31 protein-coding genes and 1 tRNA gene are annotated in these 26328 nt (G+C 68.5%); 7 read left to right on the top strand and 25 right to left on the bottom strand.

Going from position 1 to position 26328, the window contains the following annotated elements; genetic code table 11:
• Positions 1 to 33 precede the first annotated feature (33 nt).
• Both G9C83_RS09575 and G9C83_RS09570 read left to right on the top strand, forming a co-directional pair.
• Positions 34 to 183, top strand: coding sequence for a hypothetical protein (locus G9C83_RS09575; RefSeq protein WP_167245917.1), 150 nt, complete (start codon positions 34 to 36; stop codon positions 181 to 183).
• A gap of 103 nt (positions 184 to 286) precedes the next feature.
• Positions 287 to 1366: an archaeosine biosynthesis radical SAM protein RaSEA gene (locus G9C83_RS09570; RefSeq protein WP_167245916.1), complete on the top strand. Its 1080-nt coding sequence runs from the start codon at positions 287 to 289 to the stop codon at positions 1364 to 1366.
• Positions 1367 to 1413: 47 nt separating this feature from the next.
• Here the strand turns inward: G9C83_RS09570 and G9C83_RS09565 are convergent, their stop codons facing one another.
• The 3 genes from G9C83_RS09565 to purS all read right to left on the bottom strand — a co-directional run bounded on the left by G9C83_RS09565 (position 1414) and on the right by purS (position 3371).
• Positions 1414 to 2265 (bottom strand): VOC family protein, encoded by an 852-nt coding sequence (locus tag G9C83_RS09565; protein ID WP_167245915.1) that lies wholly within the window; start codon positions 2263 to 2265, stop codon positions 1414 to 1416.
• Positions 2266 to 2445: 180 nt separating this feature from the next.
• Positions 2446 to 3120: a phosphoribosylformylglycinamidine synthase I gene (gene purQ / locus G9C83_RS09560; protein WP_167245914.1), complete on the bottom strand. Its 675-nt coding sequence runs from the start codon at positions 3118 to 3120 to the stop codon at positions 2446 to 2448.
• Positions 3117 to 3371 carry a phosphoribosylformylglycinamidine synthase subunit PurS gene (gene purS / locus G9C83_RS09555; protein ID WP_167245913.1) on the bottom strand — a complete coding sequence of 85 codons (255 nt, stop codon included), beginning with the start codon at positions 3369 to 3371 and terminating at the stop codon, positions 3117 to 3119. Before purS ends, purQ begins: the two co-directional genes overlap by 4 nt.
• Before the next feature lie 134 nt (positions 3372 to 3505).
• On the opposite strand from purS, the gene G9C83_RS09550 reads away from it, so the two are divergent.
• The gene (locus G9C83_RS09550) at positions 3506 to 4519 is read left to right on the top strand and encodes a formyltransferase family protein (protein WP_167245912.1); all 1014 of its coding nucleotides are present in this window, start codon (positions 3506 to 3508) and stop codon (positions 4517 to 4519) included.
• A gap of 90 nt (positions 4520 to 4609) precedes the next feature.
• On the opposite strand, the gene G9C83_RS09545 is transcribed toward G9C83_RS09550, so the two are convergent.
• From G9C83_RS09545 to G9C83_RS09495, 11 genes are all read right to left on the bottom strand, one after another.
• Entirely contained in the window at positions 4610 to 8773 is a 4164-nt protein-coding gene (locus G9C83_RS09545) for a M6 family metalloprotease domain-containing protein (RefSeq protein ID WP_167245911.1), read from the bottom strand.
• 58 nt (positions 8774 to 8831) lie between these two features.
• Entirely contained in the window at positions 8832 to 9383 is a 552-nt protein-coding gene (locus tag G9C83_RS09540; protein WP_167245910.1) for a hypothetical protein, read from the bottom strand.
• Between the two features lie 59 nt (positions 9384 to 9442).
• On the bottom strand, positions 9443 to 9727 hold the full coding sequence (locus tag G9C83_RS09535; RefSeq protein ID WP_167245909.1) for an ArsR family transcriptional regulator: 285 nt from the start codon (positions 9725 to 9727) through the stop codon (positions 9443 to 9445).
• A 63-nt stretch (positions 9728 to 9790) separates the two neighbouring features.
• On the bottom strand, positions 9791 to 10213 hold the full coding sequence (locus tag G9C83_RS09530) for a CBS domain-containing protein (RefSeq protein ID WP_167245908.1): 423 nt from the start codon (positions 10211 to 10213) through the stop codon (positions 9791 to 9793).
• 46 nt (positions 10214 to 10259) lie between these two features.
• Positions 10260 to 12014: an archaeosine synthase subunit alpha gene (gene arcS / locus G9C83_RS09525; RefSeq protein ID WP_167245907.1), complete on the bottom strand. Its 1755-nt coding sequence runs from the start codon at positions 12012 to 12014 to the stop codon at positions 10260 to 10262.
• A 42-nt stretch (positions 12015 to 12056) separates the two neighbouring features.
• On the bottom strand, positions 12057 to 13526 hold the full coding sequence (tgtA, locus tag G9C83_RS09520; RefSeq protein WP_167245906.1) for a tRNA guanosine(15) transglycosylase TgtA: 1470 nt from the start codon (positions 13524 to 13526) through the stop codon (positions 12057 to 12059).
• A gap of 43 nt (positions 13527 to 13569) precedes the next feature.
• Positions 13570 to 13743 (bottom strand): hypothetical protein, encoded by a 174-nt coding sequence (locus tag G9C83_RS09515; protein WP_167245905.1) that lies wholly within the window; start codon positions 13741 to 13743, stop codon positions 13570 to 13572.
• 37 nt (positions 13744 to 13780) lie between these two features.
• Positions 13781 to 14338, bottom strand: coding sequence for an NUDIX hydrolase (locus G9C83_RS09510; protein ID WP_167245904.1), 558 nt, complete (start codon positions 14336 to 14338; stop codon positions 13781 to 13783).
• A gap of 51 nt (positions 14339 to 14389) precedes the next feature.
• Positions 14390 to 14899: a hypothetical protein gene (locus G9C83_RS09505; RefSeq protein WP_167245903.1), complete on the bottom strand. Its 510-nt coding sequence runs from the start codon at positions 14897 to 14899 to the stop codon at positions 14390 to 14392.
• A gap of 39 nt (positions 14900 to 14938) precedes the next feature.
• Entirely contained in the window at positions 14939 to 15475 is a 537-nt protein-coding gene (locus G9C83_RS09500) for an AAA family ATPase (RefSeq protein WP_167245902.1), read from the bottom strand.
• 72 nt (positions 15476 to 15547) lie between these two features.
• Positions 15548 to 15700, bottom strand: a complete 153-nt coding sequence (locus G9C83_RS09495) for a hypothetical protein (RefSeq protein WP_167245901.1) — start codon at positions 15698 to 15700, stop codon at positions 15548 to 15550.
• 291 nt (positions 15701 to 15991) lie between these two features.
• Between G9C83_RS09495 and G9C83_RS09490 the strand changes: the two genes are divergently transcribed.
• Positions 15992 to 16432: a type IV pilin gene (locus G9C83_RS09490; RefSeq protein WP_167245900.1), complete on the top strand. Its 441-nt coding sequence runs from the start codon at positions 15992 to 15994 to the stop codon at positions 16430 to 16432.
• A gap of 91 nt (positions 16433 to 16523) precedes the next feature.
• Here G9C83_RS09490 and G9C83_RS09485 read toward each other — a convergent pair whose 3' ends face one another.
• The 3 genes from G9C83_RS09485 to G9C83_RS09475 form a co-directional block, all read right to left on the bottom strand.
• The gene (locus tag G9C83_RS09485) at positions 16524 to 16751 is read right to left on the bottom strand and encodes a hypothetical protein (protein WP_167245899.1); all 228 of its coding nucleotides are present in this window, start codon (positions 16749 to 16751) and stop codon (positions 16524 to 16526) included.
• Between the two features lie 88 nt (positions 16752 to 16839).
• On the bottom strand, positions 16840 to 17922 hold the full coding sequence (locus G9C83_RS09480; protein WP_167245898.1) for a trypsin-like peptidase domain-containing protein: 1083 nt from the start codon (positions 17920 to 17922) through the stop codon (positions 16840 to 16842).
• A 425-nt stretch (positions 17923 to 18347) separates the two neighbouring features.
• On the bottom strand, positions 18348 to 18527 hold the full coding sequence (locus tag G9C83_RS09475; RefSeq protein WP_167245897.1) for a hypothetical protein: 180 nt from the start codon (positions 18525 to 18527) through the stop codon (positions 18348 to 18350).
• A gap of 306 nt (positions 18528 to 18833) precedes the next feature.
• Here G9C83_RS09475 and G9C83_RS09470 point away from each other — a divergent pair, with 306 nt between their 5' ends.
• Complete coding sequence (locus G9C83_RS09470; RefSeq protein ID WP_167245896.1) at positions 18834 to 19082, top strand: HalOD1 output domain-containing protein; 249 nt, start codon at positions 18834 to 18836, stop codon at positions 19080 to 19082.
• A 14-nt stretch (positions 19083 to 19096) separates the two neighbouring features.
• On the opposite strand, the gene G9C83_RS09465 is transcribed toward G9C83_RS09470, so the two are convergent.
• The 5 genes from G9C83_RS09465 to G9C83_RS09445 all read right to left on the bottom strand — a co-directional run bounded on the left by G9C83_RS09465 (position 19097) and on the right by G9C83_RS09445 (position 21043).
• On the bottom strand, positions 19097 to 19585 hold the full coding sequence (locus tag G9C83_RS09465) for an Lrp/AsnC family transcriptional regulator (protein ID WP_167245895.1): 489 nt from the start codon (positions 19583 to 19585) through the stop codon (positions 19097 to 19099).
• 81 nt (positions 19586 to 19666) lie between these two features.
• Positions 19667 to 19912, bottom strand: a complete 246-nt coding sequence (locus G9C83_RS09460; RefSeq protein ID WP_243838021.1) for a hypothetical protein — start codon at positions 19910 to 19912, stop codon at positions 19667 to 19669.
• A gap of 275 nt (positions 19913 to 20187) precedes the next feature.
• Positions 20188 to 20529, bottom strand: a complete 342-nt coding sequence (locus tag G9C83_RS09455) for a HalOD1 output domain-containing protein (protein ID WP_167245894.1) — start codon at positions 20527 to 20529, stop codon at positions 20188 to 20190.
• Positions 20530 to 20537: 8 nt separating this feature from the next.
• Positions 20538 to 20906: a hypothetical protein gene (locus G9C83_RS09450; RefSeq protein ID WP_167245893.1), complete on the bottom strand. Its 369-nt coding sequence runs from the start codon at positions 20904 to 20906 to the stop codon at positions 20538 to 20540.
• Positions 20907 to 20970: 64 nt separating this feature from the next.
• Positions 20971 to 21043: transfer RNA gene (locus G9C83_RS09445), tRNA-Pro, on the bottom strand.
• A 162-nt stretch (positions 21044 to 21205) separates the two neighbouring features.
• On the opposite strand from G9C83_RS09445, the gene katG reads away from it, so the two are divergent.
• Positions 21206 to 23434 carry a catalase/peroxidase HPI gene (gene katG / locus G9C83_RS09440; RefSeq protein ID WP_167245892.1) on the top strand — a complete coding sequence of 743 codons (2229 nt, stop codon included), beginning with the start codon at positions 21206 to 21208 and terminating at the stop codon, positions 23432 to 23434.
• Between the two features lie 59 nt (positions 23435 to 23493).
• On the opposite strand, the gene G9C83_RS09435 is transcribed toward katG, so the two are convergent.
• A complete protein-coding gene (locus tag G9C83_RS09435; protein WP_167245891.1) occupies positions 23494 to 23937 on the bottom strand; it encodes a TIGR00725 family protein in 444 nt (147 codons plus the stop codon).
• Entirely contained in the window at positions 23937 to 24527 is a 591-nt protein-coding gene (gene trmY / locus G9C83_RS09430) for a tRNA (pseudouridine(54)-N(1))-methyltransferase TrmY (protein ID WP_167245890.1), read from the bottom strand. The genes G9C83_RS09435 and trmY overlap by 1 nt, the downstream gene beginning before the upstream one ends.
• A 153-nt stretch (positions 24528 to 24680) precedes the next feature.
• On the opposite strand from trmY, the gene G9C83_RS09425 reads away from it, so the two are divergent.
• Entirely contained in the window at positions 24681 to 25883 is a 1203-nt protein-coding gene (locus tag G9C83_RS09425; RefSeq protein WP_167245889.1) for an inorganic phosphate transporter, read from the top strand.
• Positions 25884 to 25885: 2 nt separating this feature from the next.
• On the opposite strand, the gene G9C83_RS09420 is transcribed toward G9C83_RS09425, so the two are convergent.
• Positions 25886 to 26314, bottom strand: a complete 429-nt coding sequence (locus G9C83_RS09420) for a universal stress protein (RefSeq protein ID WP_167245888.1) — start codon at positions 26312 to 26314, stop codon at positions 25886 to 25888.
• Between the last annotated feature and the right edge of the window lie 14 nt (positions 26315 to 26328).

The raw sequence follows: 26328 nt of genomic DNA, 5'->3' as shown, positions 1-26328 counted from the left end.
GTACATCAGCGCGAATCCCCGACGTGGAGACAGATGCTGAAGCACGCAACGACCATCGACGCCACTGTCGGCCACAGCTCGCGAATCAGCGTCTCGACGCCCGACGAGGACGAAGACGAGGAGGAGCAGCGGGCGACCGGGTTCGCCCGGCTGCTGGCGTGGCGGCGCCGCCTCGGCTTCTGAGGGCGTCCCGGAGATCCGCGAATCGGCGCCAGCCCGGTGCTATTCCTGCGAGCGCGACGCCTAGACGAAGCCGCTTTACGCCCGCGTCGACTCCAACTACCCAATGAGCGAGCCGAGCGCGGAGGTCTACGAGCGGGGGCGTGGGATGGACGCCCACAACCAGGTGATGCGGGAGCTGCGCGCGGAGAAGGGGAGCAAGGACTACGCGCCCGACGAGCCGACCCGGGTCTGGCTGGACGAGGACAACACGCCGGACGGCGTCTACCAGAGCCTCACCATCATCCTCAACACCGGCGGCTGCCGGTGGGCGCGTGCGGGCGGCTGTACGATGTGCGGGTACGTCGCCGAGTCCGTGGAGGGCGGGACGGTCGCCCACGAGGACCTGATGGCGCAAATCGACGCCTGCCTCGAACACGAGGAGGCGGAGGCCGACGAGGCCAGCGGCCTCGTGAAGATCTACACGAGCGGGTCGTTCCTCGACGAGCGCGAGGTGCCCGCAGAGACCCGGCAGGCCATCGCGGAGGCGTTCGCGGACCGCGAGCGCATCGTCGTCGAGAGCCTGCCGGACTTCGTCGAGCGGGCGAAGATCGAGGACTTCACCGAGGTCGGCCTGGAGACGGACGTCGCGGTCGGCCTCGAAACCGCGACGGACCGCGTGCGCCACGACTGCGTGAACAAGTACTTCGACTTCAGCGACTTCGAGGCGGCCTGCGAGGAGGCCCGGCAGGCCGACGCGGGCGTGAAGGCGTACCTGCTGATGAAGCCGCCGTTCCTCTCGGAGTCGGAGGCCGTCGAGGACATGAAGCAGTCCGTGCGGGAGTGCGCGGAGGTCGACGGCTGCCACACGGTGTCGATGAACCCGACGAACGTCCAGCGGTACACGATGGTCGACCAGCTGCACTTCCGCGGCGGCTACCGGCCGCCGTGGCTCTGGTCGGTCGCCGAGGTGCTGGAGTCGACCGCGGACGCCGACGCCATCGTCGTCTCCGACCCCGTGGGCCACGGCAGCGACCGCGGGCCGCACAACTGCGGCGAGTGCGACGACCTCGTGCAGGAGGCGATCAAGGACTTCGACCTCCGGCAGGACCCGTCCGTATTCTCGGAAGTGTCCTGCGAGTGCGAGGCGACGTGGGACGCAGTAATCGAACGCGAGACGAGCTACAACCTGCCGCTCGCGGAGTAAGCTGTTTTCGACGCGGCTGCTCTCTCCCGGAGCCCTCGACCCGACAGCTACGCGTCGACGCTGAATCGGACCTCGATTCCGTCCGGCCCCGCGACGGCGAACCCGTCGTCCGCGTCGGTGACCGCGTACTGGCCGTCCGCGATTCGGTCTCGAACCGCGTCGAGCGCCGCGGCGTCGGGGACGAGCAGTTCGAACCACGACAGACCCCTGCCGCCGGCCGGCTCTGCCCGGCGGTTCCACGTGTTCGCGGCGACGTGGTGGTGGTAGCCGCCGGCGGACGTGAACAGCGCGGCCGGCATGTCTACCTGCACGTCGAACCCGACGGTGTCCACGTAGAAGTCCCGGAACGCCGCCATCGAGGCCGCTTCGAGGTGAACGTGGCCCACGTCCGTTCCGGCGGGAACCGTCGAGTCGCCCGCAGCGGCGGCTGCCAGCGGTTCGAGGTCGAGGGGATGCGTCCCCATTCGCACGGTCCCGTCGCCGTCGCGGGGCCACTCCTCGCGCGGGAAGTCCCGGTAGATTTCGACGCCGTTGCCCTCCGGGTCGCGGAGGTACAGCGCCTCGCTGACGTCGTGGTCGGACGCGCCGGTGAGCTCCCAGCGGTCCCGGATACGGGCGAGCGCGTCACCGAGCGCCGCGCGCGAGGGTACTCTGAACGCGTTGTGGAACAGCCCCGCGCTCGACTGGGGGCGCTCGGGTGCGTCCTCGTCGCCTTCGAGGACGAGCAGCGGCGCGTCCCCGGCCCCGAGCACGGCGACGGTGTCGGACCGGCGGAGCGCGTCGAGGCCGACGACGTCCCGGTAGAACTCGGTCATCGCTTCGAGGTCGTCGACGCGGAGCGCGGTCCGGCCGATGCGTGTCTCCTGCGGGAGTGCGTCCGAATCTGGGTGCGTAGTCATTGGCGTGTGTCCCGGAGGGCGACGTCGTTCCGCGACAGCAGTCGATTGGAGGCCAGCGCACATATGCTTCAGGCGACGGCGGCGTGACCTAGTTGTACTGACCCAAACACCGACGCCGGTACGACAAAACGGAGTCGCGCGGCGTGCCGGAGCAAGAAGAGCAGCCGGACCGCGACCGCGTTACGCGAACGCGCTGAGCACGCCCTGCCCGTCGGTCAGCCCGAGTTCGAAGAGGGACGCGCGCTCGGGGTGAGGCATCAGCACCGCGACGGAGTCGCGCTCGCCGAGCACGCCGGCGACCGCGCCCGTCGATCCGTTTGGGTTCGACTCGTCGGACACCTCGCCGTGCTCGTCGCAGTACCGGAACAGCACGCGTTCGTCGGCGACCAGGTCGTCGTAGCGCTCGGCGTCGATTTCGAAGCGCCCCTCGCCGTGCGCGATGGGGAGCGTGAGCACGTCCCCCTCGTCGTAGGCGGCCGTGAACGGCGTGTCGCCGTTCTCCACGCGGACGTGGACGTGCTCGCACTGGAAGCGCGCGCTCGCGTTCGTCGTGAACGCGCCGGGCGTGAGCGTCGCCTCGCAGCCGATCTGCGCGCCGTTGCAGACGCCGAGGACGGGCACGCCGTCGTCGGCGACGTCGCGCACCTCGTCCATGATGGGGGAGTGAGCGGCCATCGCGCCGGCGCGGAGGTAGTCGCCGTACGAGAACCCCCCGGGGAGGACGACGCCCGTCGTGTCCGCCGGGAGGCCGTCCTCGTGCCAGACGATTTCGGCGTCGACGCCGAGCCGGGAGAGCGCGCGGACAGCGTCACGGTCACAGTTCGACCCGCCGAAGCGGATTACGGAAACGGTCATTCGGCGGTCTCGACGGTTACGTCGTAGTCGTGGATGGTGGGGTTCGCGAGCAGGCGGTCGGCCATCTCGCCCGCGCGGGCGGCCGCCTCGTCGCTGTCGGCGGCCTCCAGGTCGATCTCGAAGCGGTCCGCCGAGCGCAGGTCCGCGAGCTCGAAGCCGAGGCGTTCGAGCGCCTGCTGAGTGGTCTCGGCCTCCGGGTCGAGGACCCCGTGCTTGAGTCGGACCGTCACCGTCGCGGTGTACGCGGTCATCGACGTAATGTGGGCGTCCGTGGTCAAAGACTCTTTTGGAAGCGGTCGAAGATACACGAACGTGCGTACCGTCGGTCGCGCCGGCGTCTGCCCGAAGGACGGCGCTTATACTCTCGGACGTCGTTGTCGGCTGTATGCCGAAGCCGAACGGCAGTCCGGAGGCGGCAGCGCCGACGAGTGACCTCACCGAGATCACGGTCGTGGGAGCCGACCGCACGGGAATCGTCGCGGAGGTCACCGGACTGCTGTTCGAACACGGGGTCAACATCGAGGACATCGAGCAGACCGTCCGCGACGGCGTCTTCCGCATGACGCTGCTCGCCGACACGACCCCCATCGACGACGCCGACGACCGCTGGGAGGCCGAGGACGAGGCCGAGCCCGCGGACCTCGCAGGCGACGCGACGACGCGCGCGGCGTTCCGCGAGCGCCTCGCCGACATCGGCGACCAGCTCGGCGTCGACGTACGCGTACGATTCCCCGACGAGCGCGACGAGGGCGTCGCCGTCCTCGTCACGAAAGAAGACCACTGCCTGCGCGCGCTCCTCGAGGAGGACCTCGACGCCGAGATCCGCGTGGTCGTCGGGAACCACCCCGACCTCGAATCGGTCGCGCGCGAGCACGACGTGCCGTTCTACGACATCGGCGACGACAGCGGCACGCCCGACGAGGAGCGCCTGCTCGACCTCCTCGACGAGTACGACGTCGACCTGGTCGTGCTCGCGCGGTACATGCGCATCCTCAGCCCGGACGTCGTGTTCCGGTACGCGGGCCGCATCATCAACATCCACCCGAGCCTGCTGCCCGCGTTCCCGGGCGCACAGGCCTACCGGCAGGCCGTCGAGGAGGGCGTTCGCGTCGCGGGCGTCACCGCCCACTACGTCACCACGGACCTCGACCAGGGCCCGATTCTCACGCAGCGCGCGTTCGACGTGCCGCCGACGGCCACAGTCGAGGACGTGAAAGACCGCGGGCAGCCCCTCGAAGCCGACGCGCTCGTGGAAGCCGTGCGCGTCCACCTCGCGGGCGACGCCACCGTGCGCCGCGGCAGCGTCGAGGTCACCGGCGACCACCAGTTCGGGATGCCCGACGAGGCCAGCGCGGCCAACCCCGACACGCCGGTGGACGCGCCGCCCGCCGACGACTAACGGCCAGCGCTCGACTTCTTTCGACGAGTGACCGCCGCAGCCACCAGTACCGCGCAGCGAGAACAGAAGCGGACAGAGAGAGCGCCGAGCTCAGGGCTCGCGCCGGAGCGCGAGCAGCGCCGCGGCGAGTAGCGCGAGAACGGCCGCGCCGACGCCGAACCCGGGCGTCGAGGAGGCCGTCTCCTCGGTCGTCGCCGACGGCTGCGGCGTCTCGCTGGCCGTCGGCGCTCGGGTGGTCGCCTGCGTCGTCGCGTTCGAGACAGTCGTCGTCGGCGTAGTCGTCGCGGTCGTCGTGGGGTCGGCCGTGGTCGTCGCGTTCGCGGTCGTCGTGTTCGTCGTCGTCGGTGCTGCCGTCGTCGCGGTCGTCTGCTCGCCGCCCGACTGCGTGCCGCCACCACCGCCTCCGCCGCCACCACCGCCTCCGCCGCCACCGAAGCTGTCGACGGTCTCCTCCTCGACGGTGAACGACCAGCTCCGGGACGCGGTGTTGCCGGCCTCGTCGCTCACGGTGACGGTCGCCGAGTGCGTGCCGGTTTCGAGGTCGGCGTCGTAGCTCACCCCGGACGCCGACACCGCGAGTCCACTCTCGACGCGCGTGCCGTCCACCGAGAGCGTCACCGAGGACGCGTCGACGCCCGAGTAACCGTCCTCGTAGGCCGCCGCTATCGTCGGCGACGTGTCCGTCGTCGTCGCGCCGTCCCTCGGGCTGACCGAGGTAATCGACGGCGGCGCGTCCTCGACGTCGCCGGTCACGGCGAACGCCGAGAGCCCTGTCGCCTCGACGTCGTAGTGGTAGGCGTCGGTCGTGACGTCCGTCCGGTTCGCCGACACCCGCGACCACGAGCCGTCCTCGAGCGCCCAGAACGCCGCCGAGTCGTGCTCGACGTACAGGCTGTCGAAGCGCTGCTTCGAGAGCCGGAGCGACAGCGTCGCGCTCGAGACGTTCTCGCTCGCGACGGAGGCGTTGGCCTGCGGGAAGTACAGCGCCGTGTCGTCGTTCGCCGAGACGCCGGTCGGGTTCGCGAGCGATGTCCCGACGGTGACGCGCTCGCCGGTCGCGTTCGTCGTCGCGTTCACTGTGACCGCCGAGACGACCGGCGTGTCGACGGGTGTCGCGCGGTACGTCGCGTTGTCGACGTGGGAGAGCGTCGCGTCCCGGCCGACGTCGTACGCGAGCGCGGTCTCGTTCCGGTTGCCCGCCGCGTCGACGACGGACACCGTCGCCGCGTGCTCGCCGAGTCCGGGCGCGGCCACCACCTCCCCGGTCCACTCGCCGCCGTCGGCCCGCAGTTCGGTCTCGTCGGCGGTCACCGTCGCCACAGAGGACACGTCGTCGCTCGCCGAGACGTCGACGCCGATCGGCGCCTCGGGGAGGAGGTCGTCAGTCTGCCCGAGCGAGGCGTTCGCGAGGACCGGGGCGGAGCGGTCGACGGTCAGGTTCCGCGTTTCGACGGGCGAGACGTTGCTCACGTTGTCCGTCGCGCGCACCGAGACGGTGTGTTCGCCCTCACCCACACTGCCGAACGCGTCCGTCCACGAGTCGCCGTCGACGGTCGCGTTCCGCCACGCGCCGCCGTCGAGGCGGACCTCGACGAGCGTGACGGCGGTCAGGTCGTCGGTGGCCGTGCCCGACGTCTCGACGCTCGCGTCGTTCCCGACCCAGCCCTCACCGGGCGTCGTCACGTCGACGACGGGCGGCGAGAGGTCGACCGTCAGCGGCGCCGCACGGGTCGCGTTCGCGTTCCCGCTCGTGTCCACTGCCTCGACGGGAAGCTCGTGGACGCCGCCGGTCGCGTTCGCGGTGTCGACCGCGACTGTCGCGTTGTAGACGTGGTCGCCGTCCGCGTCCGTGAGCGCGACCGTGTCGCCGCCGAGCGCGGCCGCGTCCACGGTCACGCTTTCGACGCCGATTCTGTCCGTGACGTTCGCGGAGACGGTGACGGACGCGTCGGGGCCGACCTCGCTCGCGCCGTCTCCGGCCGCGACGGCGCGCGCGGACCCGACAGTCGGCGGGGTGCGGTCGACGCCCGTCGCGGTCAGCGAGAGCGTCACGGCGTCGCGGTCCGGGACGTCGTGCGAGAGTTCGAGCGTGGCGTCGTACTCCGCCAGCGCGTCCACGGTGGCGTCGAGCGTGTACGTGACGGACTCCCCTGAAGCAACCGTGCTCGGGGGGGTCTCGCTGTCGTTCGCGAGCGAGAACGCCGTGGCGTTCGCGCCCGTGACGTTGGCCTCGGTGACGTTCAGCGGGAGCGAGCCGTCGTTCTCGACGACGACGTCCGCCCGCCCGCCGTCCGCGAGGCTGACGTTCCCGAAGTCGACGGTCGACGACGGCGTCACGCGGACGTCGGGCGCGCCGCCGGTCCCGGTCAGTGAAACGTTCGTCGGCGAGGTCGAGGCGTTGTGAGCCACCGACAGTGTCGCGGCGTAGTCGGCGCGGGCGGACGGCTCGAACGTGACGTTCGCCGTCGTGGACGCGCCGGGGTCGACGACGCGCTGGCCGCCGCCGTCGTCGAGGGCGAACGCGCTCGCGTTCTCGCCCGCGACAGTGACGTCCGTGACGTTCAGCGGCTCCGTCCCCTCGTTCGTGACGGTGACCGTCGCGGACTCGTTCGCCGTGTACAGGACGGTGCCGTAGTCGACCGGCGACGGCGTCACGGTCGGGTCGGGCGCGGGGTTGAGCGCTATCCGGCTCCCGTCGACGAGGAAGTCGGTGACTGTCAGGCCGGACGCCGAGCCGTCGTACAGCAGCGAGTTCGGCGTCGTCGTGGCGTCGAACGCGCTCGCGTCGGTGGACCCGGGGAACGGGTCGCCCGCGTCGCCCTGGTTGTTCGACTCGTCCAGGTCCCGGTCGCCGTCGGCGGCTTCGATGTCGACGAGCTTGCGTGACGCGTCGTCGTTGTCCGTCTGCGTCTCGTCGACGTGCGTGAGCAGCACGCCCTGGCCGGGGAGCGCGCTGTCGAAGCCGGTCTGCCGGCGGTTCGTCGCGAGGAAGTACTCGCCGCTCCCGCCGATTTCGACGCCGTTCGGGTTGTCCAGCCAGCGGAACGCGTCCGGGTTCGTGGTGTAGGACGCGAGCACGCCCATCTGTCCGGTGAGCGGTTGCTCGGACGGCGAGAGCCAGCCCTGCTGGTACTTGTGGAACGCGACCGGGTGCGCGGGCGAGTCCCCCGGCCGGTTCACGCCGTTCCACGACCCGCCGCCCATCAGCCCCCAGTCGCCGACGCCCTCGGACTGGTAGGTGGTGTCGTAGAGGTCCGTCATTCCGAAGAGGTGGCCGGTCTCGTGGGCGACGACGCCGACGGTCGTGATGCCGCTGCCGTACGTCTCCGGCTGCAGCGAGTAGGAGTTCACCGCGACGCCGTCGTCGGTGTGGTAGGCGTCGAGGCCGGCGCCCGTGAAGCTCCAGCGGTGCGACCAGATGTCGTCCGGGTCGCCGGACGCCTCCTCGCCCGCCCCCTGGTGGACGACGATGACGCCGTCGACGACGCCGTCGCCGTCGTTGTCGTACTCCGAGTAGTCCATCTCGTCGTCGGACTTCCGGACGGCCTCGCGGGCGAGCCGCGCGGCGTCGGCGTCGATGTCCCCGGCGCCGTAGTAGTCGTGGCTCTCGTCGGCGGTCTCCCAGCCGGTGACGCCCGCGGACCCGCCAGTGATGTCGAGTTCGCCGTAGGAAGCTTCCTGGAAGTAGTCCCGCACGCTCCCGGGGCCGCTAGCGACCGCGGGGTCGTCGCCGAACACGAGCTTCTGGAAGTCGGTCGTGGTGTAGCTCGTCTCCGTGTCGCTGTAGTTGATGAGGACGACCGGCATGTTCACCGTCCCCGACGCCGGCATCCCGCTCGCCGAGTCCGGGTCCGAGGAGGACAGCGACGGGCCGTCGTCGGAGTCCGACGTGCTCGTCTGGAGCTGCGGGCTGCCCTGCGCGTCCCCGCGAACGTGCTTCGGCACCGACGCCGGCGGGCTGTCGACGGCCGCCTTCCGGTCCGTGGGGACGACGGCGCCGTCCTCGACGGTGGCGTACCACCACCAGTCGTCGCTCCCCCGCGTGATCGTGTAGCCGCTGGTCGTCTCCCAGCCGTGGTTGTACTCGTTGCCCCACTGGACCGCCTCGAAGGACGTCCCGTCGGGCTGCGTGAGCGTGTGCTCGTCCGACGGCGACGGAACCGCGGCCGCCGTGGCGGCGCCGCCGAGCGAAATGGTCCCTACGACGACGACAACGAGAAAGAACGACGCGGGTAACGTGCGCGTAACCGACACACCACCGCCTTAGACAGCGTGCGCATAAACGTTCGGTTTCTACTATCAGTACGTAGAATCAGTCGCAGCTCGGGTAGGCCACGCTTTCCGCGAGTCCGTCGAGCGAATCGAGTATCTCCGCGAGGTCGGTCGGCACGTCCGCGTTCGACTCGACGAGCACCTCCGTAGTGCAGCCGTCGACGTCGAACGTCAGGCGCGCCGGCGGCACGTCGCTCGGACAGTCGCCCTCGCACTCGTAGCGCTCGGCGAACGCGCTGCGGTCCGCGGCGAGGACGCGGCGCTCGAACGCCAGCCACTCCGCCTCGGAGACGGTCGCGTCCGCCGACCGCTCCGACCCGTCCGGACACGTGAGGTCGACGGTCAGCTCACCGCCCTCGCGTGCGTGGAGAACGCGCGTCAGCCCGGTCGGCCCGAACTCCACGCGGCGCGTGACCTCGACGGTGTGCTCGCTCGGATCGACCGACGCCGCCGTTCGCGTGGTCTCAGTCGTCCCCGTGGTCGACGTGGTCTGAGAACGCGAATCCCGCGCGGCGTCGTCGGCGCCGAGGCAGCCGGCGGCGACAGCCGCCGCGGCCGCCCCGAGCGACGACAGGAGGGCTCGACGGCGCATACCCACAACCACCGCGCGTAGCGTGTTAATACTGCTGTCCCGAGAGCTCGCGGCGCTCGCTACTCCAGAGCCGCCTCGACGCGCCCCTCGAAGTCGTCCTCGTCGCGCTCGTAGACGTCGCGGTGGTCTAAGACGATCTGTCCCTTCTTCGTGATCTCGTAGAGCCCGCTGTTGGGTGCGGGGCCGACGCGCTCGACGAGCCCGTAGTCCGCGAGCATCGGCAGCCGCGTGTTGATGTACGCGCGGTCCTTGTCCAGTTCGTGCGAGAGGTTCACCGCGTTGTTCCGCTTCCCGTCCGCGAGCGCGTCGAGAATCTCGAAGTCGGTGGGGACGGCGAGTCTCATGCGCGGGAGAATCCGCGGGGACACCATATACGTCGTGGGTTCTCCTCGGACGGCGGCGGTGAGTTACTCCTCCCACTCCTCCCGGCGCTCGTCGGCGCCCCGCGCCTCCGCGAGCAGGTCGTCCTGGGCTTCGAGGAGGTCCGTCGCGGTGACGACGCCGACGAGGTCGAGGCCGTCCGCGACCGGGAGGTGGTGGACGCCGTAGTCGAACATCCGCGCGGACGCCGCGCGGACGGTCGCCGACGGCTCGACGGTGATGAGCGGGTGGCTAGCGGCCGCGTAGACCGGAATCTCGCTGAGCGGCCGGTCGTACTCGTGGCCGGCGTCCAGCACGTCCACCTTCGTGAGGATGCCCGCGGGGTTGCCGTCCTTCTCGACGACGACGCTCCCGGTGCCCTCGTCGAGCATCCGGCCGACGGCGGCGCGGACGCTGTCCTCGGCGTCCGCGGCGAGCACGTCGGTCGTCATCACGTCACGAACTCGCATAGAGAGTAGTTCACACACGAAGGGCGTAGCTCTTTCGCCCGACTGCCTACGTCTCCTCCGTGTGGCGCACGTCGACGGCGACCCCGCGCGTGGCGTCGGCCATCGCCGGCCCCGGCATGGCGGCGCGCCCGACCGCGAACGCCTTCGGGCCCTCGACGACGACCTCGTCGCCGACCCGGATGTCGTCGCTGGCGTCGAGGACGCCCGGCGCGAGCACGCTGCCCGCCGGAACGAAGCCGTCAATCTCCACGCGCTTGGTCGGGGCGTCGCTGGCCACCCACTTGCGCGCGCCGGCGAGCGTGAACGACAGCGTCCCGTACTGGGGGACCAGCGCCGCGAGCTGCTCGCCGTCGCCGTTCAGGGCCTGCAGCTTCGGGTACCGTCCCTGCACCGTGAGGTCGTCGAACAGCTCGTCGCCCGCGCCGTCGCCGACGTAGTAGTCCGCGACCGCGCGCAGCGTCGCCTTCTCGCGGTCCTCCACCCACATCTGGGGCTCGCCCGCGAGCGCCGCCTTCAGCTCGCCGAGGCTCTCGTCGGTCGTCGGGTGGTCCTCGACCGTGAACTCGAAGGGGACGTCGACGTCGCCGGCGACGCGCTCGCAGATGTCGCGGTAGCCCTCCTCGGGGACGTGCGCAATGACCCGCGAGTAGTCCGTCCGGTCGAGGTAGCGCCGCAGCACGCGCGCGACGAAGTCCTTCTCCTCCTCGCTCCAGCGGCCCGTCACCACGCTGTCGTAGTGCTGAGCCGGGTACGTCAGCTCCAGTTCCTGCGGGACGACGCCGATGGGCGACGTCATCGACACCATATGGGCGCGGTAGTTCGCGGCGTCCTGGAACTGGCGGTGGCTCTGGCTCTCGCTGTACGGCTTCTTCGCCGAACACGGCACGAGCAGGAGCGGGTGGTCGTCGAGGCGCTTCCGGTACCGAGTCGTCACGCGCTCGGCGAAGCGCTGGATCTCGACGCGACGGAGCGCGTCCTCGGTCGCCGACAGCAGCAGCGAGTCCCGCATCACGGGCGTGCGTTCTTCGAGGTAGCCGTACTGTTGGTCGAACTCGCGGAACGCCGCGGTCACCCACGCCTCGTGGCGGGACTGCCCCTCGACGTAGTCGCGCAGGCGACCGTCCCGAATCCGGCGGCGCACCCGCCCCAACTCGGCTTTCAGCGCGTTCACGTTGTGGTCGACGCAGTCGTCGCGGTCGAACTCGGCGACGGGCTGCTGGCACGCCGGACACGAGCACGGGAGCTCGTTCAGGTCTTCGAGGTCGTAGGCGCCCTCCGTCGTGAGGTAGCGGCCCTGCGTCCCGCGGACCACTGCGCGGTCGGCGTCCACGAGGTCGACGCCCGCGTACACGAGCACGGCGACGTTCCGCGGCGTCGCTACCCCGGAGAGGTAGAGCGCGGTGTCGTCTGGAATCGCCTCCCGGGTGTCGACGACGGCGTCCCGGAACGCCGCGCCGTGCCCGACGATGCCGGGCGCGCCCGACAGCACGTACGCGTCGGCGCCGTAGTCGTCGGCGGTCTGTGGGGAGACGACGGCCGCGCTCGGGAAGTCCACGTCCGGGTAGTCGGGCGCGAACGACGCCTGCACTTCCTCCGCGGTCCCCGACGGGAACCCGCGGTACGGCAGCACGGTCAGCGCGGACTCGTCGCCCGCCGGGCGGTCCCGTCGCTGCACCCACTCGCTGCCCGCGTCCTCGACGACGTCGTCCGCGAGCGTCGGCGTCGTCACCGACTCGGCGAGCCGGAGCTCGCCCACGCGCGCCGCGGCGTCGCGCGCGTGCACCTCGAAGTACTCGGTCATACAGCGTCGTCGGGCCCGCGCGCTCAATTGCCTTGCCTTTCCTCACTCCTCGGCAGCGATGTCCACCGTGTCGACGCGGGCGGGCACGCGGTCGAGGGCGGTGTCCGGCCAGCCGCGGTGCGCGAGCGTGAACTCGGCCTCGGGATTGGCGTCGGCGAGCGCGGCGACGCCGTCGGCGGCGGCCTCGTAGCCCGCGCGGTCCATCCGGTCGGGCGTTTCGGCAGTCAGCGGGTACGTGGTGGACAGCGAGCGCGGGAACGGCCCGAACGGCGGGACGACGTTCCACCACTCGTCGAAGTCGTCGTTCCCCGAGCCCTCCGTGAGGAGGACGTCACCGTCCGGGGAGAGGCGTTCGAGGCGACGGTGGTGCCGGACGACCTCGGGGCGGCGCGCGCTCTCCGCGGACGTGTAGAAGAACGCGTCCTTGCTCGCCGGGTCCGTGGTCTCCAGCTGCTCGCTGTGGTCGAGGAGCGCGCGCAGGCCGTCCAGGGTGCGAGGGTGGGCGTGGGCGCGCGCCTCCACGAGCTCCATGAGGTTCCCGGACTTGATGGCCTGCTTGACGCGCCGGAGCTCGCCGAAGGAGACGTGGAGGTTGTGCTCGGCGAGCAACTCCTCGCGGGCGGCGTCGCCCATGCGCTCGACCTCGTCGGGCGTGTGCTCCGAGCAGACGGGGCACTCGCAGGGGAAGTAGTGGAGGCTGTCGAGGTGCTCGGTGCCGTGGACGGTGAGGTAGCGGTCGTCGCGGGCGTAGATGGCGTACGCCGCCGAGTCGAGGAGGTCACAGCCCAGCGCCGCCGCGAGCGCGAACATCATCGGGTGGCCGGCGCCGAAGAGGTGGACCGGGGCGTCCCGGCCGAGCCCGCGTTTGGCGGCGAGCACCACGTCGGAGACGTCGTCGTAGCGGTACTGGTTCATCAGCGGGACGACCGCGCCCACCGGGAAGAGGTCCAGATCCGTGCCGTAGGCGTGCCGGGCGGCCTCCTCGCGGAGGTCCGGGAACGTCGCGCCCTGCACGGGCGCGTTCACGAGCATGTCGCCGACGTCGACCGTTTCGGCGAGTTCGAGGCGCGCCTGCGTGGTCGCGAGCTCCTCCGCGGCCTGCTCGCGGTCGGCGTCCGGCGGCGTCGGGATGTCCACGGGCGTCCCGACGTCGCTGCCGATGTCGTGCTGGAACTGGAGAATCTCCTCGGTGGTGGTGTCGATCTCGCCGTACTCGGCGAGCTGGAAGCTCCCCGAGTCGGTCATGATGGCGCCGTCGAACCCCAGCATCTCGTGGAGGCCCTCCTCTCTCGCGCGCTCGTGGAGGTCCGGGTCGCTGTTGATGATGTAGGAGTTCGTGATGAGCATCTCCGCGCCGAACTCGGAGAACCGCGACGGCTCGACGGTTATCAGGTTCGGGTTGACGACCGGCATCAGCGTCGGCGTCTCCACGGTCACGCCCGCCCGCGGAACCTCCAGTTCGCCGATGCGGGCGGCGCCGTCCTGCGCGGTCACCTCGAAGACCTCTCTCATTGCCCCGTCGTAGCCAGCGCCCGCGCCTAAGGGTTTCTTTGTCCTACTCGCTCGTCTCCACGTAGAAGACGCGCTCGCGGGGGACGCGACGGACGGTGCTGCCGTCGTCGCTGGTCACCAGCCAGTGGCCGGTGTCCTCGTCGAAGCCGAGGTTCGCGTCGCTGGTCTGCCAGTTCGTGACCCCGCCCTCGGGGTCCTCGTAGACGATTGCGCCCATACCCGGGCGTCTCGGCCGCCCGCGATAAAGCCGGCGGCTACCGTAGCTCGTAGTTGAGCACGCCCAGCGCGGTGCGGCCGTCCCGAATCTCGCCGCTCCTGACGGCCGCGAGCAGGTCGTCGTAGGACTGGGTGGTCACGCGGATGGACTCGTTGAAGTCGAGGTCCTGCTCGCCGGTCGGCCGACAGCCCTCCGCGACGAAGTAGTGGTGGACCGCGTCCGCGACGCCGTTCGTCGGCTCGAACTCCCCGAACTTCTCGACTGACTCGGCCTCGTAGCCCGTCTCCTCGGCGAGTTCGCGGTGGGCGGCCGCCGCGAGGTCGGCGTCCTCGTCCTCGACGCCGCCGGCTGGAAGCCCGCGGTTCACGCGCCCGACCGCCTGGCGCCACTCCTCGATCAGTACGACGCCGCCGTCGGGCGTGAACGCCAACAGGACGACCGCGGGGTCGTCGACGAGGTAGTCGAAGTCCGTCTCCGTGCCGTCCGGCAGCCGGACGTCCTCGTGGACGATGTCGAACCCCGGACACTCGTAGGCCACGCGGCGGTCCGTCGTCTCCCACGCCAGCGAGTCGTCCGCCGAATCCTCGTCGGTCACGCTCCCGGCTTCGTCGTCGCTCGAAAAAAGGCTGCCGCGAGCGCTCGCGGGCTACTCGACCGTAATCGTACCGTTGGCCGTCTGCTCGTCGTTCAGCGTCGCCTCGACCGTGTAGTTCCCGAGCTCGGCGGGGTTGTCCACGGCGGGGTACTCGACCACGACCACGTCACCGGACTCCAGCGTGTAGCCGGTGTCGAGCTCGACCCTGAACGAGTAGGCGTTGTTGTTGACGCCGCTGATGTGGGTCTCGTCGAACTGCTCGTCGACCTCGCCGTCGTCGTCAGTGTCGACGCCCAGCGAGACGTTCTCGTGTTGCGCGCTCTCCACAGTGAAGTTCTCGCGCGGGTACTCCACGGAGAGGGAAGTCCACTCGCCGCCCGCCGTCGATTCGTCGACAGACAGCCGCACGGACTGAGTCACGCCCGTCGCGTCCGCGGAGGGGTCGCTCGGTTCCACTACGTCGTCGGTCGGCGCCGTGTCGGTGTCGCCGCCGCCGAACGCCGCACAGCCAGCGGTCGAGACGAGCAGCGCGAGCGCCACAGCTACCAGTGTTCGTCGCACGCCTCCCGCTCGCGGCGGCGCGGGTGAAAGTCTTCTGGCTCAGAACAGCGCCGCGACCTGTTCGCGGGTCGCCGCCAGCCCCTCGGAGTTGTCCACGACCGCGTGCTCGCGCTCCACGCTGTCGAAGCGCTCGCGGTACTGCTGGTGGATCTCGAAGTCCGCGTCGCTGGCGTCCTCCGAGCGCTGTCGGATGCGCTCGCGGACGACGTCCTCCTCGCACTCGACTTTCACGAACGTCGCCGTCACCCCGAGGCCCTCGGCGACTTCGCGTACCTCCTCGCGGAGGTTGCGGTGCTGGAAGGTCCCGTCGAGGACGACGCTGTACCCGCCGCGAACGACCGCGGCCGCGCGCTCGAACAGCTCCTCGTACACCGCGCGCATCTCCTCGTCGGTGTACTCGGGGTCCTCGAAGAGGTCCGTCCGCACGACGTCCGTCCGCAGCAACTCCCCGTCGAGCAGCTCCGTCGCGTGCTCGGCGACGGTCGTCTTCCCCGCGCCCGGCAGCCCGCAGACCACGACGATTCGCGGCTGCCGCCCCGCGCTCGATCCGTCCGCTGTGGCGCGCTGTCCGCTCACAGTAATCGACTGGTTTACGGAGCGCCCGCAATATGAAGCTGTGGAATCCGCGCCGCGGACGGTAGGAACCGCCTACCGCAGTTCGATGCCGGACTCGGCCTGGAACTCCTCGACGCACGCCGAACAGAGCACGAGCTCCATCTCCGTCGGCTCGCTGTCCCCCCGAGTGAACCGGACCGTGTACCCCGTGGCGTCCTCCCCGTTGCCGCAGTTCGTGCAGGTCATCCGGTCGCTCTACTACAGCGGTACTCGAACTATTCACGCCTGACTGGTCAAGCCGTTTTACCCAGTGTTCGCCCAGTATTACCGCACCCCGGGTTCGACCCGCGACGGTCGGTCGGTCGCGTATGCCGCTTTAACGCCCGGTTAAGGCCGCGGCCTGAAGTTGTTAGACGTGTCGTACTTTGCGTGAGGCTTTAAGTACGCGCAGAAGAGAGGGGCGCCAAGCACGGACTTGCGAACGGAGGGGGAAGACGGCTGACCGACGCCGTTCCAGTCTGTGCAGGCACACCAGACATGAAGGAAATCAGCTTCGAGATCCCCGACCGCGACGAGCGCGGGGTGTCGCCGGTCATCGGCGTCATCCTGATGGTAGCGATCACAGTCATCCTGGCCGCCGTCATCGCGAGCTTCGTGCTCGGGTTCGGCGACAGCGTCAGCGAGAACGTCCAGGCCGGCGCGGACGTCAGCCAGACCAACGACGGCAACGCGACGACGACGTGGATCAGTGAGGGGAACGCGCAGACCCTGAACATCTCCGTCGCGAACAACGATACCAGTACGGTTCAGATGGATGGAAGCCCGGTCACCTCGACAGAGTTGAACAACGTCGGCGATAGCGTGCGTATCACCGCCGACAGCGAAGACGAGATCACGGTCACCGTGACCGCGATCGGGAGCGGTGGCGCGCGCACCGTCGTCACGCAGGAAGAGATCACGGTCGGGTCCGGAAGCTAACGGCCGTCCCTACACCGTCGTTTTTTATTGTGTCACGCGTAGCCGCGAGTACGCACTGCCGAGACTGCCCTCGAGAACGGCGTGGCTGCGCTCAGTCGAAGATGCCGTTGTTCAGTCGGTACGTTCCCTCCTGCCGGCCGCCGCCGTCCGCGCAGCGCAGCACGCCGAGTTCCCACATCGACTTCAGCGTCTCGCGGACGGTGCCGCGTCCGAGGGGGGCGTCGAGTTCGGCGAGGACCGTGTCGGGCGTGACGTCGGCTGCGGGGTCGGCGGCGACGCGGAGCGTCGCGTTCCAGATGCGGTCGCGCTCCGTGACCATGTTCGGGTACTGAACGTCGTTGGCGCTTAACAGTTTCCCGTGGTCGCGCCGCGGGAGAACGACGGGCGAGCGACGGACACCCGCCGCGTCAGGCGCTCCCCGGTTCCGGCCGCTCACCGAGCGTGACGCTGACGTTCGTCCGCGCGCCGTCGCGCAGCACCGTCAGGGTGACCGTGTCGCCGGGCTCGGAGCTCAGCAACAGGAACTCCTTGAGGTCCTGCCCTGACTCGATGGAGCTTCCACCTGCGGCGACGATGACGTCACCGCCGACCGGGACTCTGACGCCGGAGACGTTCTCGACGGCGGTCGCGCCCTGGAGCGTTCCAGTGGCGGGCCCGCCCTCAGCGACGGCCGCGACGTACGCCCCCTGGGTCGCGTTCAGGCCGTTGGCCTGGGCTATCGCGGGGGTCACGTCAGCGCCGGCAATGCCCAGATAGGCGTGTTCGGCGTCGCCGTCCTCGATCAGTTCGGGCACCACTTCGGAGACGACAGTAGCAGGGACGGCGAACCCGATGTCTTCGGCGCCCTGGGCGGACAGGCCCGCGGTGTTGACGCCGACGACCGTCCCGTCACAGGTGACGAGCGGGCCGCCACTGTTGCCGGGACTGATGGCGGCGTCGGTCTGGAGGACCTGCGGGAGCGTGTACCCCTCCGTCGTCGGGAGCGCGCGGTCCGTCCCACTCACGATGCCCGACGTGATAGTCTCGTCCAGCCCGAACGGATGGCCGAGCGCCGCCACCTTCTCGCCGGGCTCGGGCAGCGACGACGCCACCTCGAACGACTCGACGTACGACGGCGTCTCGGAGACACGGACGACCGCCAGGTCGGTCAGGCGGTCGGCGCCGAGGACCGTGCCGTTAACCTGGTCGCCCTCGCGGAACTCGATGGTGACCGACGACGCGTCACCGACGACGTGGGCGTTGGTCACGATCAGGTTCTCCGACCCGTTCTGGGCGGTCTCGACGACGAGTCCGCTTCCACCGCCCTGGCCGCGGGTCACCGACACTACTGAGTCGACGGTTTCGTCGTACAGCTGCTGGTAGTTACAGGCCTCTTGAAGGTTCGACGTATCAGTCTCCGCTTGCGACGTGAGCCCGGCGACGCCGAGCGGCACGACGGAGCCGACGAGCAGCGCGACGACGACTATCGTTATGAATTGACGCTGTACCATCACTCATAGTTCTCGATTGCCGGCCTCATGATACGTGACGACTGTTTCCCGAGTTGCCGGCGGTTACGGGCGCTGCTCTCCGTCGATAACTGGAGTACGCCCGCCCTTCGACCGCTCCACTGACGCGAGTTGGACCGCCGTCTGGCAGTGGTATCCTCCGCGTACCAGAGAACGTCCGTCCGGCGCCAGTGAAAATCGTCGCCTCCGAGAACGCGGACGTGCTTCGTCTCCGACGCCGCAGGGAGACGGCGAGTTCGCTAAATCGGTCGATTCTAGTCCCACACGTAGTGTAGTTCGAACCACGTCTGACAGCCACAGAGCGGCCGCTACGCGCGGAGAATACGGGAGCGATTGGCCGGCACGATGTCGGTTCGCCGTTGCTGAAGGTACTGAGAGAGGGGGTGCTGTCGAAACTCGTAGTTTCGTCAATCATCGTCGATTTTGAGGGTGCTAAGGTGGTTACGGCGCTTTTCCATCCGCTCGCGGCGGCAACGCCAGAGTTCGTCGTCTGAAGGCTTGTCGTAGTGTTCGGCAATCACGTCCGGATCAGCATTCACCCGCGCCGAGATTGAGGCGACAGGTGAGACGGCGACTGAAGCAGTCATCACTCATTTCGAGCGCGAGCACGACCTCGGCGAGTCGTAACTGAACTGGGGCAACGAGCTTCGATATGGACGCTCTGTTAGAATACTATAGTTCGGCACTATCTGTCGTGGAACAGGCACTAAGTAGGACTGTGAAGTGAGCGCGCGGATATGCTGAAGCGGATTCGGGCGTTCTCCTGTAATCGCGTCGGAAAGGAATTCACGAACGAGGACGATACTGGATACTTTCCAGACCTTATTTAAGCCACCCTGGAAATTATCAGTTCTCCAATGTTTTTATGCCCGGCGAGAGTCTAGTCGTTTCCGATGAGCCTTGTCCAGACCGTTGAGACGGATACTCGGACCATGAGTCAGGCAGTAATCGAGACAGTAGCTGCCATTGACAATACTCCACCGACGGAATTACCGCCACTATATGACGCAGTTGACTCCGACGCGTTGGACAACTTGTTCGCTGGAAAGGCGTCTCTAGGGAAGGTGGTGTTCAACTACAACAGTTACGAAGTGAGTGTGGATGCCGATGGCTATGTGGCTGTCAAAGACCACACTCACTAGCTACCGTCAGCAAATCATCCATCCTCCGTCTCTGTTGTGTACTCTTTTCCAAAGTGATTGTACGGGAACTGTCGCACCTTTTTCAGCATCTCCATTCGTTCGATGTCTACCCCCAACGAATCCAACTCGCCAACACTCTTCTCGATGTCTTGTTTGCTCTTCCCGACTAACTCGATGGAGAGATTCCGATTATTCGACAGTAGCTCTCGGACACTCACGACACCGGGGACGCTGACAAGCTCGTCGATGATTTCTGCTTGATCAGTCAATGGGACGGTCGCAAGCACGAGGAGATGGTGGCCCATCCCAGTCTGCTCGTACTCAATGATTGGATGATACCCGGTGATGACGTCTCGCTCTTCGAGGTTGTTGATGCGATTGGCGACCGTGCTCGAGGACACGCCGACTTTCTCCCCAATCTCTGTTGTCGTGTGTTTCCGAGCGTCCTGCTGGAGGAGATAGAGGATTCCCTTATCGATCCTATCGAGGTCATCAGGACTCATGAGAACACTAGTACGGGGCTGCCGGGCAAATGGCTTTCTGCCACTTGGGCAATCCCCCGCCTGTACTTATCGAATCTGCGCTTATCGTGTGTCGAGGCTAGTGTGAGTCTCGTAGGAGAGTTCCAGCACCGAGGTACTCAGGATCTCCGCGAGTTCGGGCGTCATATCCGGATGGGCTAACGCCTTCTGCTTCGCTTTACGATCTTGGCGAGCGTGCTCGCAGGCAGCGATCACGGCAGCGGTCTTCGTATTCTCGTCGAGGGCTTCCATGGCTGATTCGATGGCGTCGAGGCGATGGGCGTAGTCGCCGTCAGTCCGGATTCGCATACTCGTCTCGTACACACGACCCCGCTTAACCCATGTATCTCGGGCAACTCAACGGGTGATTTCACCCCGTTTTCGAGAATATCGAGTGGTCAGCCTGGTCGCGGCCAATTGCGATGGGCTACGGGCACCGAGATATGCACACGAGGTTCGTGAGCTGGTGTGCATATTCAGGAAAGCGATCCTCTCGGCGTGAGACCCCGTGTGGAGTCTCGTAGAGAACTACTGCTAAGTACAGAACTGGTGTTCATACCGACAAGCGAACTTAGAGAGTCGAATTAGGCGGGGGTGGATTCGAAGACTGGTTCCGGGTCGGTGGGTTGGGTGGCATCACAGACCCGAATGCGGCCGTCGGCCCGGACGAACACGTTCCAGGTCTCGACCTGAAAACTGAGGAGAGCATCCGCGTGGGCTGCGCCGTCGTGCTCTCCAAAGAGCTGATTAAGGGCGTCAGGATCGACGAACTCGTACAGTGGTGGAAGATCGAGCGGGTCGATCTCGGCGGCTTCTGCTAGAGCCTCGACGATGACTTCCGCGGGCGACCCATCGCTCTCGAACTCGTACTCAGCATCCACCACTGGTGTACAGCCACGATACACAGTCAACGATTGCTGACCCATACTGTATCTTAGGACGGGGGTGGCTTTACTCTATCGTGGGCATCATTCACAATAATCCCCACGACTCCGTTCGCGCGGAACTTCACGACCGCCTGCCGGAAGCGCTCAGGGTCTTGCCCAGCTGCCTCGCACTTCTCGAAGGCCGTCTTCAGCCGGTGCGAGACCGTGCTCGGTAGCCCATTGTACGACCACGTCACGCCATCGAACTCGTCAAGGTCGATCTCCCCGAGCGGATTCAGCCCCGCGTCTTCGGGGTCGTGATCGGCGAGGTGGTCGGGGCGGGACTCGTCACAGTCGAAGTTGTACCCGCAGAACGGGCAGTGTGTGAGCGTGACGAAGCGGCGGCTCCGCGAATACGTTCGCGCGCGGAGGCTCACGCAGACCACCCCGCAGAGCGGCCGCTACGTGTCGAGAAATGCGGGAAAAGGGGTATATGTGAAGTGGGCCGGCACGAATTTGAATCGTGGTTACGGCCACCCGAAGGCCGAAGGATACCAAGCTACCCCACCGGCCCGCACTCGTGGGTTGGCCAGTGAGCGGTTTAACGCTTCCGAATCGCTGGAAGTGGTGGGCGGGCTCTGCCGGCGACCGGGGCGTGTGGTGACCCGTTGCACGAGTTGGTAAATGCCAACAGCACCGTTAACTGGGAGGCACGGCTGGAGCTAGATAGACTTCGATGAGCGACGATACACCCAAACACGAAGCGGACGACTCCCAGCCCGACGAGGGGAAGGGGGAGCACTGGAATCCGAAAGGTGTCGACGACTGGTGGCCGAACCTGCTCGACGTCGACGTCCTCGACGACAACGCCCACAACGTCGGCCCGCTCGACGACGACTTCGACTACGCGGAGGCGTTCGATTCGATCGACTACGAGGAGCTGAAAGCCGACATCGAGGACGTGATGACGACCTCGCAGGACTGGTGGCCGGCCGACTACGGTCACTACGGCCCGATGTTCATCCGGATGGCGTGGCACAGCGCCGGGACGTACCGGACCGCCGACGGCCGCGCCGGCGCGTCCGGCGGCCTCCAGCGCCTCCCGCCGGAGAGCAGCTTCCCGGACAACGTGAACCTCGACAAGGCCCGCCGCGTGCTCCAGCCGGTCAAGCAGAAGTACGGCCAGAAGCTGTCGTGGGGCGACCTCATCATCCTCGCCGGGAACGTCGCCCTGGAGTCGATGGGCTTCGAGACGTTCGGGTTCGCGGGCGGCCGCGAGGACGAGTTCAAGCCCAACCACGCCGTCGACTGGGGCCCCGAGACCGAGTGGGAGACGACCTCCCCCGAGCGCTTCGAGGGCGACGAGGAGACCGGTGAGCTCCGCGATCCGCTCGCGAACACCGTCATGGGCCTCATCTACGTGAACCCCGAGGGCCCGTACGGCGAGCCGGACGTCGAAGGCTCCGCGGCGAACATCCGCGAGGAGTTCTCCCGGATGGCGATGGACGACGAGGAGACCGTCGCGCTCATCGCCGGCGGCCACACGTTCGGGAAGGTCCACGGCGCCGACGACCCCGAGGAGAACGTCGGTCCGGAGCCCGAGTCCGCGCCGATGGAGCAGCAGGGCCTCGGCTGGGTGCAGAAGCACATCGAGGACAAGTCCGGCGGCCTCGACGTCATCACCAGCGGCATCGAGGGCCCGTGGAACTCCTCGCCGATCCAGTGGGACATGGGCTACATCGACAACCTGCTGAACCACGACTGGACGTCGGTCAAGGGCCCCGGCGGTGCGTGGCAGTGGAAGCCGGTCGGCGACGACATCGAAGAGGCGCCGTCCCCGCACGACCCCGAGGAGACCGAGGAGCCGATGATGCTGACGACGGACGTCGCGCTGAAGCACGACGACGACTACCGGGAGATCCTCGAGCGCTTCCAGGAGAACCCCGACGAGTTCCAGGCGGCGTTCGCGAAGGCGTGGTACAAGCTCATCCACCGCGACATGGGCCCGCCGGAGCGGCTCGTCGGCCCGGAGGTCCCGGAGGAGACGTTCACCTGGCAGGACCCCGTTCCGGACGCCGACTACGAGCTCGTCGGCGACGAGGAAGTGGCCGAGCTCGAACAGGAGCTGCTGGACTCGGACCTCTCGCGTCAGCAGCTCGCCAAGACCGCGTGGGCGTCCGCGGTGACGTACCGCGACAGCGACAAGCGCGGCGGCGCGAACGGCGCGCGCATCCGCCTGGAACCCCAGCGCAGCTGGGAGGCCAACGAGCCCGAGGAGCTCGCTGAGGTCCTCGATACCCTCGAAGCCATCCAGGAGGACTTCAACGGTTCCCGGAGCGACGACGTCCGCGTCTCGCTGGCGGACCTCGTCGTGCTGGGCGGCAACGTGGCCGTCGAGCAGGCGGCGGCCGACGCTGGCTACGACGTGGACGTGCCGTTCGAACCCGGACGCACGGACGCCACCCAGGAGCAGACCGACGTGGAGTCCTTCGAGGTGCTCGAACCGGAGGCCGACGCCTTCCGGAACTACCTCGGCGGCGGGTACGACGACCGGCCGGAAGACCGGATGATCGACAAGGCGGAGCTGCTGAACCTCTCGCCGTCCGAGCTGACGGTGCTGGTCGGCGGCATGCGCGCGCTCGGCGCGACGTACGGCGACGACGACCGCGGCGTCTTCACGGACGAACCGGGCGCACTCACGAACGACTTCTTCGTGAACCTCCTCGACATGGGCTACGAGTGGAAGGCCGTCGACGAGGACGAGGAAGTCTTCGAGGTCCGCGACCGCGAGACCGGCGACGTCAAGTGGGAGGCCACCCGACTCGACCTCGTCTTCGGGTCGAACGCGCGCCTGCGCGCCATCGCGGACGTCTACGCGGCCGACGACGCCGGGGAGAAGTTCGTCCAGGACTTCGTGGACGCCTGGCACAAGGTCATGACCCTCGACCGCTTCGACCTCGAGTAACGCCACTCAGTTCGCTGCGATTCTTTCTTTGGCGCTCGCGACGCCCAGCCGCGCGGCCGTCACTCGACGCGCGTTTCCACGTAGTCGACCGCTTCCGCGGGCGTCTCGACCGCTTCGACGTGCGGCGCGTCGGGCGCGTCGAGGCCCGCAATCGGCCGGTCGTACACGGAGCTGAACCCGACCTCCGAGAGCGTGCCGCCCGCGCCGTCGACAGCGATGACCGCGTCGCCGTTCAGCACGACGAGCGCGTTCCGCGCGTGCCCGATTCCGGTCGCGACGGCCGTGTCCACGTACTCGTTGGCGGCGCGTCGGTCCTCGCCCGGGAGGATGCCGATAGTCCGGCCGCCGGTCTCGCTCGCGCCGCGGCATGCTGCCTCCATCACGCCGCCGAGCCCGCCACAGACCACGGTGTGCCCGCGCTCGGCGAGCAGCCGGCCGACCTCGCGAGCGTCCGCGACGGCAGCGTCCGTGGGCGCGCTCGCACCGATGACGCTCACCCGCATCAGTAGTCGGTGAAGCCGTCGGTGTCGAGGTAGTTGTGCGCGACGGTGACGGTGTGGTCGGCGTGCAAGACTTCGGGACCGACGCGCACCCGCCGGTCGCTGCGCTCGGCGAGCAGTGCCGCCTCCGCGCCGGTGAACTCCTCGTGGTCCGAGAGCACGAACACCGGATTCTCGGGCGGTTCGACGTCCGCGAGCGGGTCGCCGTCCTCGTGGAGTTCCACGACAGTGCCGTCGAGACCGTCCAGCACCGCCTCGAAGCCGCGCTTGGAGACGTGGATGCCGGGCGTCGACTCGGCCTCCCGGTGGCCGATGGCGCGGTCTTTCGCCTCCAGCGCCTGCCTGAGCAGGCCGGCGATGTTGCGCTCGTCGGGGTTCATGTACCGCAGGTCGCTGCCGTCGACGCGGACGGTCACCTCGTCGCCGAGCACGAGGTGTACTTCGACGTCCCGTCGGATGTCGTGCGAGAGGAACAACGCGGCGTTCACGCACCGGCAGAGCACGTCGAGGCGTCCCGCACCGCCCGCGAGGTCGTCGAGCGAGAAGTCGGGGTGGGTCGGCGCGCGGTGGCCGAGGACGACGAACTGGCGCATGGCCGGACTGTCGGAGCGGGCCGGCTTACGTGCATCGGGTTCGAAAGCGGTGGGGTGGCCGGCAACCGCAGGAATCCTTTTACTGGCCGGTGCCGAAACGCGACCGATGGCTGACACGCGAACGCCGCGGTCCGCGCCGCGCAGGGGGCGGCAGTGAGCGAAGTCGTCTTCTGGGTGCTGGTCGGGCTGGCGACCGTGGTGAGCCTCGGGACGGCGTGGACGCTCGGCGCCAACAGCAACTCGCCGCCGTTCGCCCCCGCAATCGGGGCCAACGCCATCTCGACGATGAAGGCGGCGTTCGCCATCGGCATCCTCGCCGCGCTCGGCGCGCTCACGCAGGGCGGCAGCATCTCCGAGACGGTCGGCTCCGGCCTCGTCGACGGCGTCGCCATCACGTCCCTCGCGGCGACGGTCGGGCTCCTGACCGCGACCGGGTTCATGGCGTTCGGCATCTACAGCGGCTACCCGGTCCCCGCGGCGTTCGCGACCACGGGCGCGATGGTCGGCGTGGGGCTGTCGCTGGGCGGGGAGCCGGCGGTGAACACCTACCGGCAGATAGCCACCTTCTGGGTGCTGGTACCGCCCGTCTCCGGGAGCCTAGCGTACGCCACGGCCACGCTGTTGCGTCGCGACGACGTCCCGGAGACGGTGAGTATTCCGCTCCTGGCCGCGCTGGTCGGCGCCATCGTCGCGAACGTCCCGCTGAGCGTCCTCCCCGCGCCGCCCGGAGAACAGGGCTCGCTGGCGGGCCTCGTCTCACTCGCGGTCTCGACGCCGACCGTCGCCGGCGTGGACGCGGCGACGGCTCTCGCGACGCTCGCCGTCGCAGCAGCGAGTTTCCACCTCATCCGCCGCCAGACGGCCGCCTCCGCCGACCGCGGAATCAAGACGTTCCTCATCGTGCTGGGGAGCATCGTCGCGTTCTCCAGCGGCGGCAGTCAGGTCGGACTCGCCACCGGCCCCCTCGAGAACCTCTACGGGACCGAACTCGGCCTGCCGAGTTTCGTCCTGCTCACACTGGGCGCGGTGGGCATCCTCGGCGGCGCCTGGATGGGGTCGCCCCGCCTGCTCCAGGCCACCTCGCGGGAGTACGCCCAGCTCGGCGTCCGCCGCTCCATCGCGGCGTTAGTCCCCGGGTTCGTCATCGCGCAGGCGGCCATCCAGTTCGGCATCCCCATCTCGTTCAACAACATCATCCTCTCGGGCATCATCGGCGGCGGCCTCGCTGGCGGCTCCGCGGGCGTCTCCCGGCGGAAGGTTCTCACGACGCTGGTCTTCTGGGTGGTGACGCTCGCCGGCTCGGTCGCTATCGGCTACGGGCTCTACAAGGCGGCTGCGCCGTTCCTCGCCCAGTAGCCTCAGCGGACGACGGTCACCGTCACGGGCGCCTCCGCGACGACCGACGTGGCGACCGTACCCAGTAGGCGCGAAGCGATGCCGCTGGTCCCCCCGTGTCCACCCATCACGACGTGGTCCACGTCGCTGTCTTCGACGTACGCGACGATCGTCTCGGCCGGCTCGCCCTCCTCGACGACTGTTTCGACGTCGCGGCCCGCTTCGCTGGCCGTCTCTCTGGCGGCTTCGAGCAGTTCCGTGGCCCGCTCGCGGGCGGTCTCGCGTCGCTGCTCGGCTCGGTCGAGGACGCCGCTCTCGCTCATGCCGCTGCTGACGGGCGTGGTCACTCTCAGCACCGTCGTCCGGCAGTCGAACACGTCGAGTGCGTGTGCCAGCGCCTCCTCGGCCAGCGGCGACCCGTCCAGCGGGACGAGCACGTGCCGGGGCTCCATACGCCACGTCGGTC

This window comes from Halobacterium sp. R2-5 (assembly GCF_011734195.1).
Classification (GTDB): Archaea; Halobacteriota; Halobacteria; order Halobacteriales; family Halobacteriaceae; genus Halobacterium.
The sequence above is the reverse complement of the archived record's forward strand: the minus strand, read 5'-3'. Positions and strand labels throughout refer to the sequence as shown.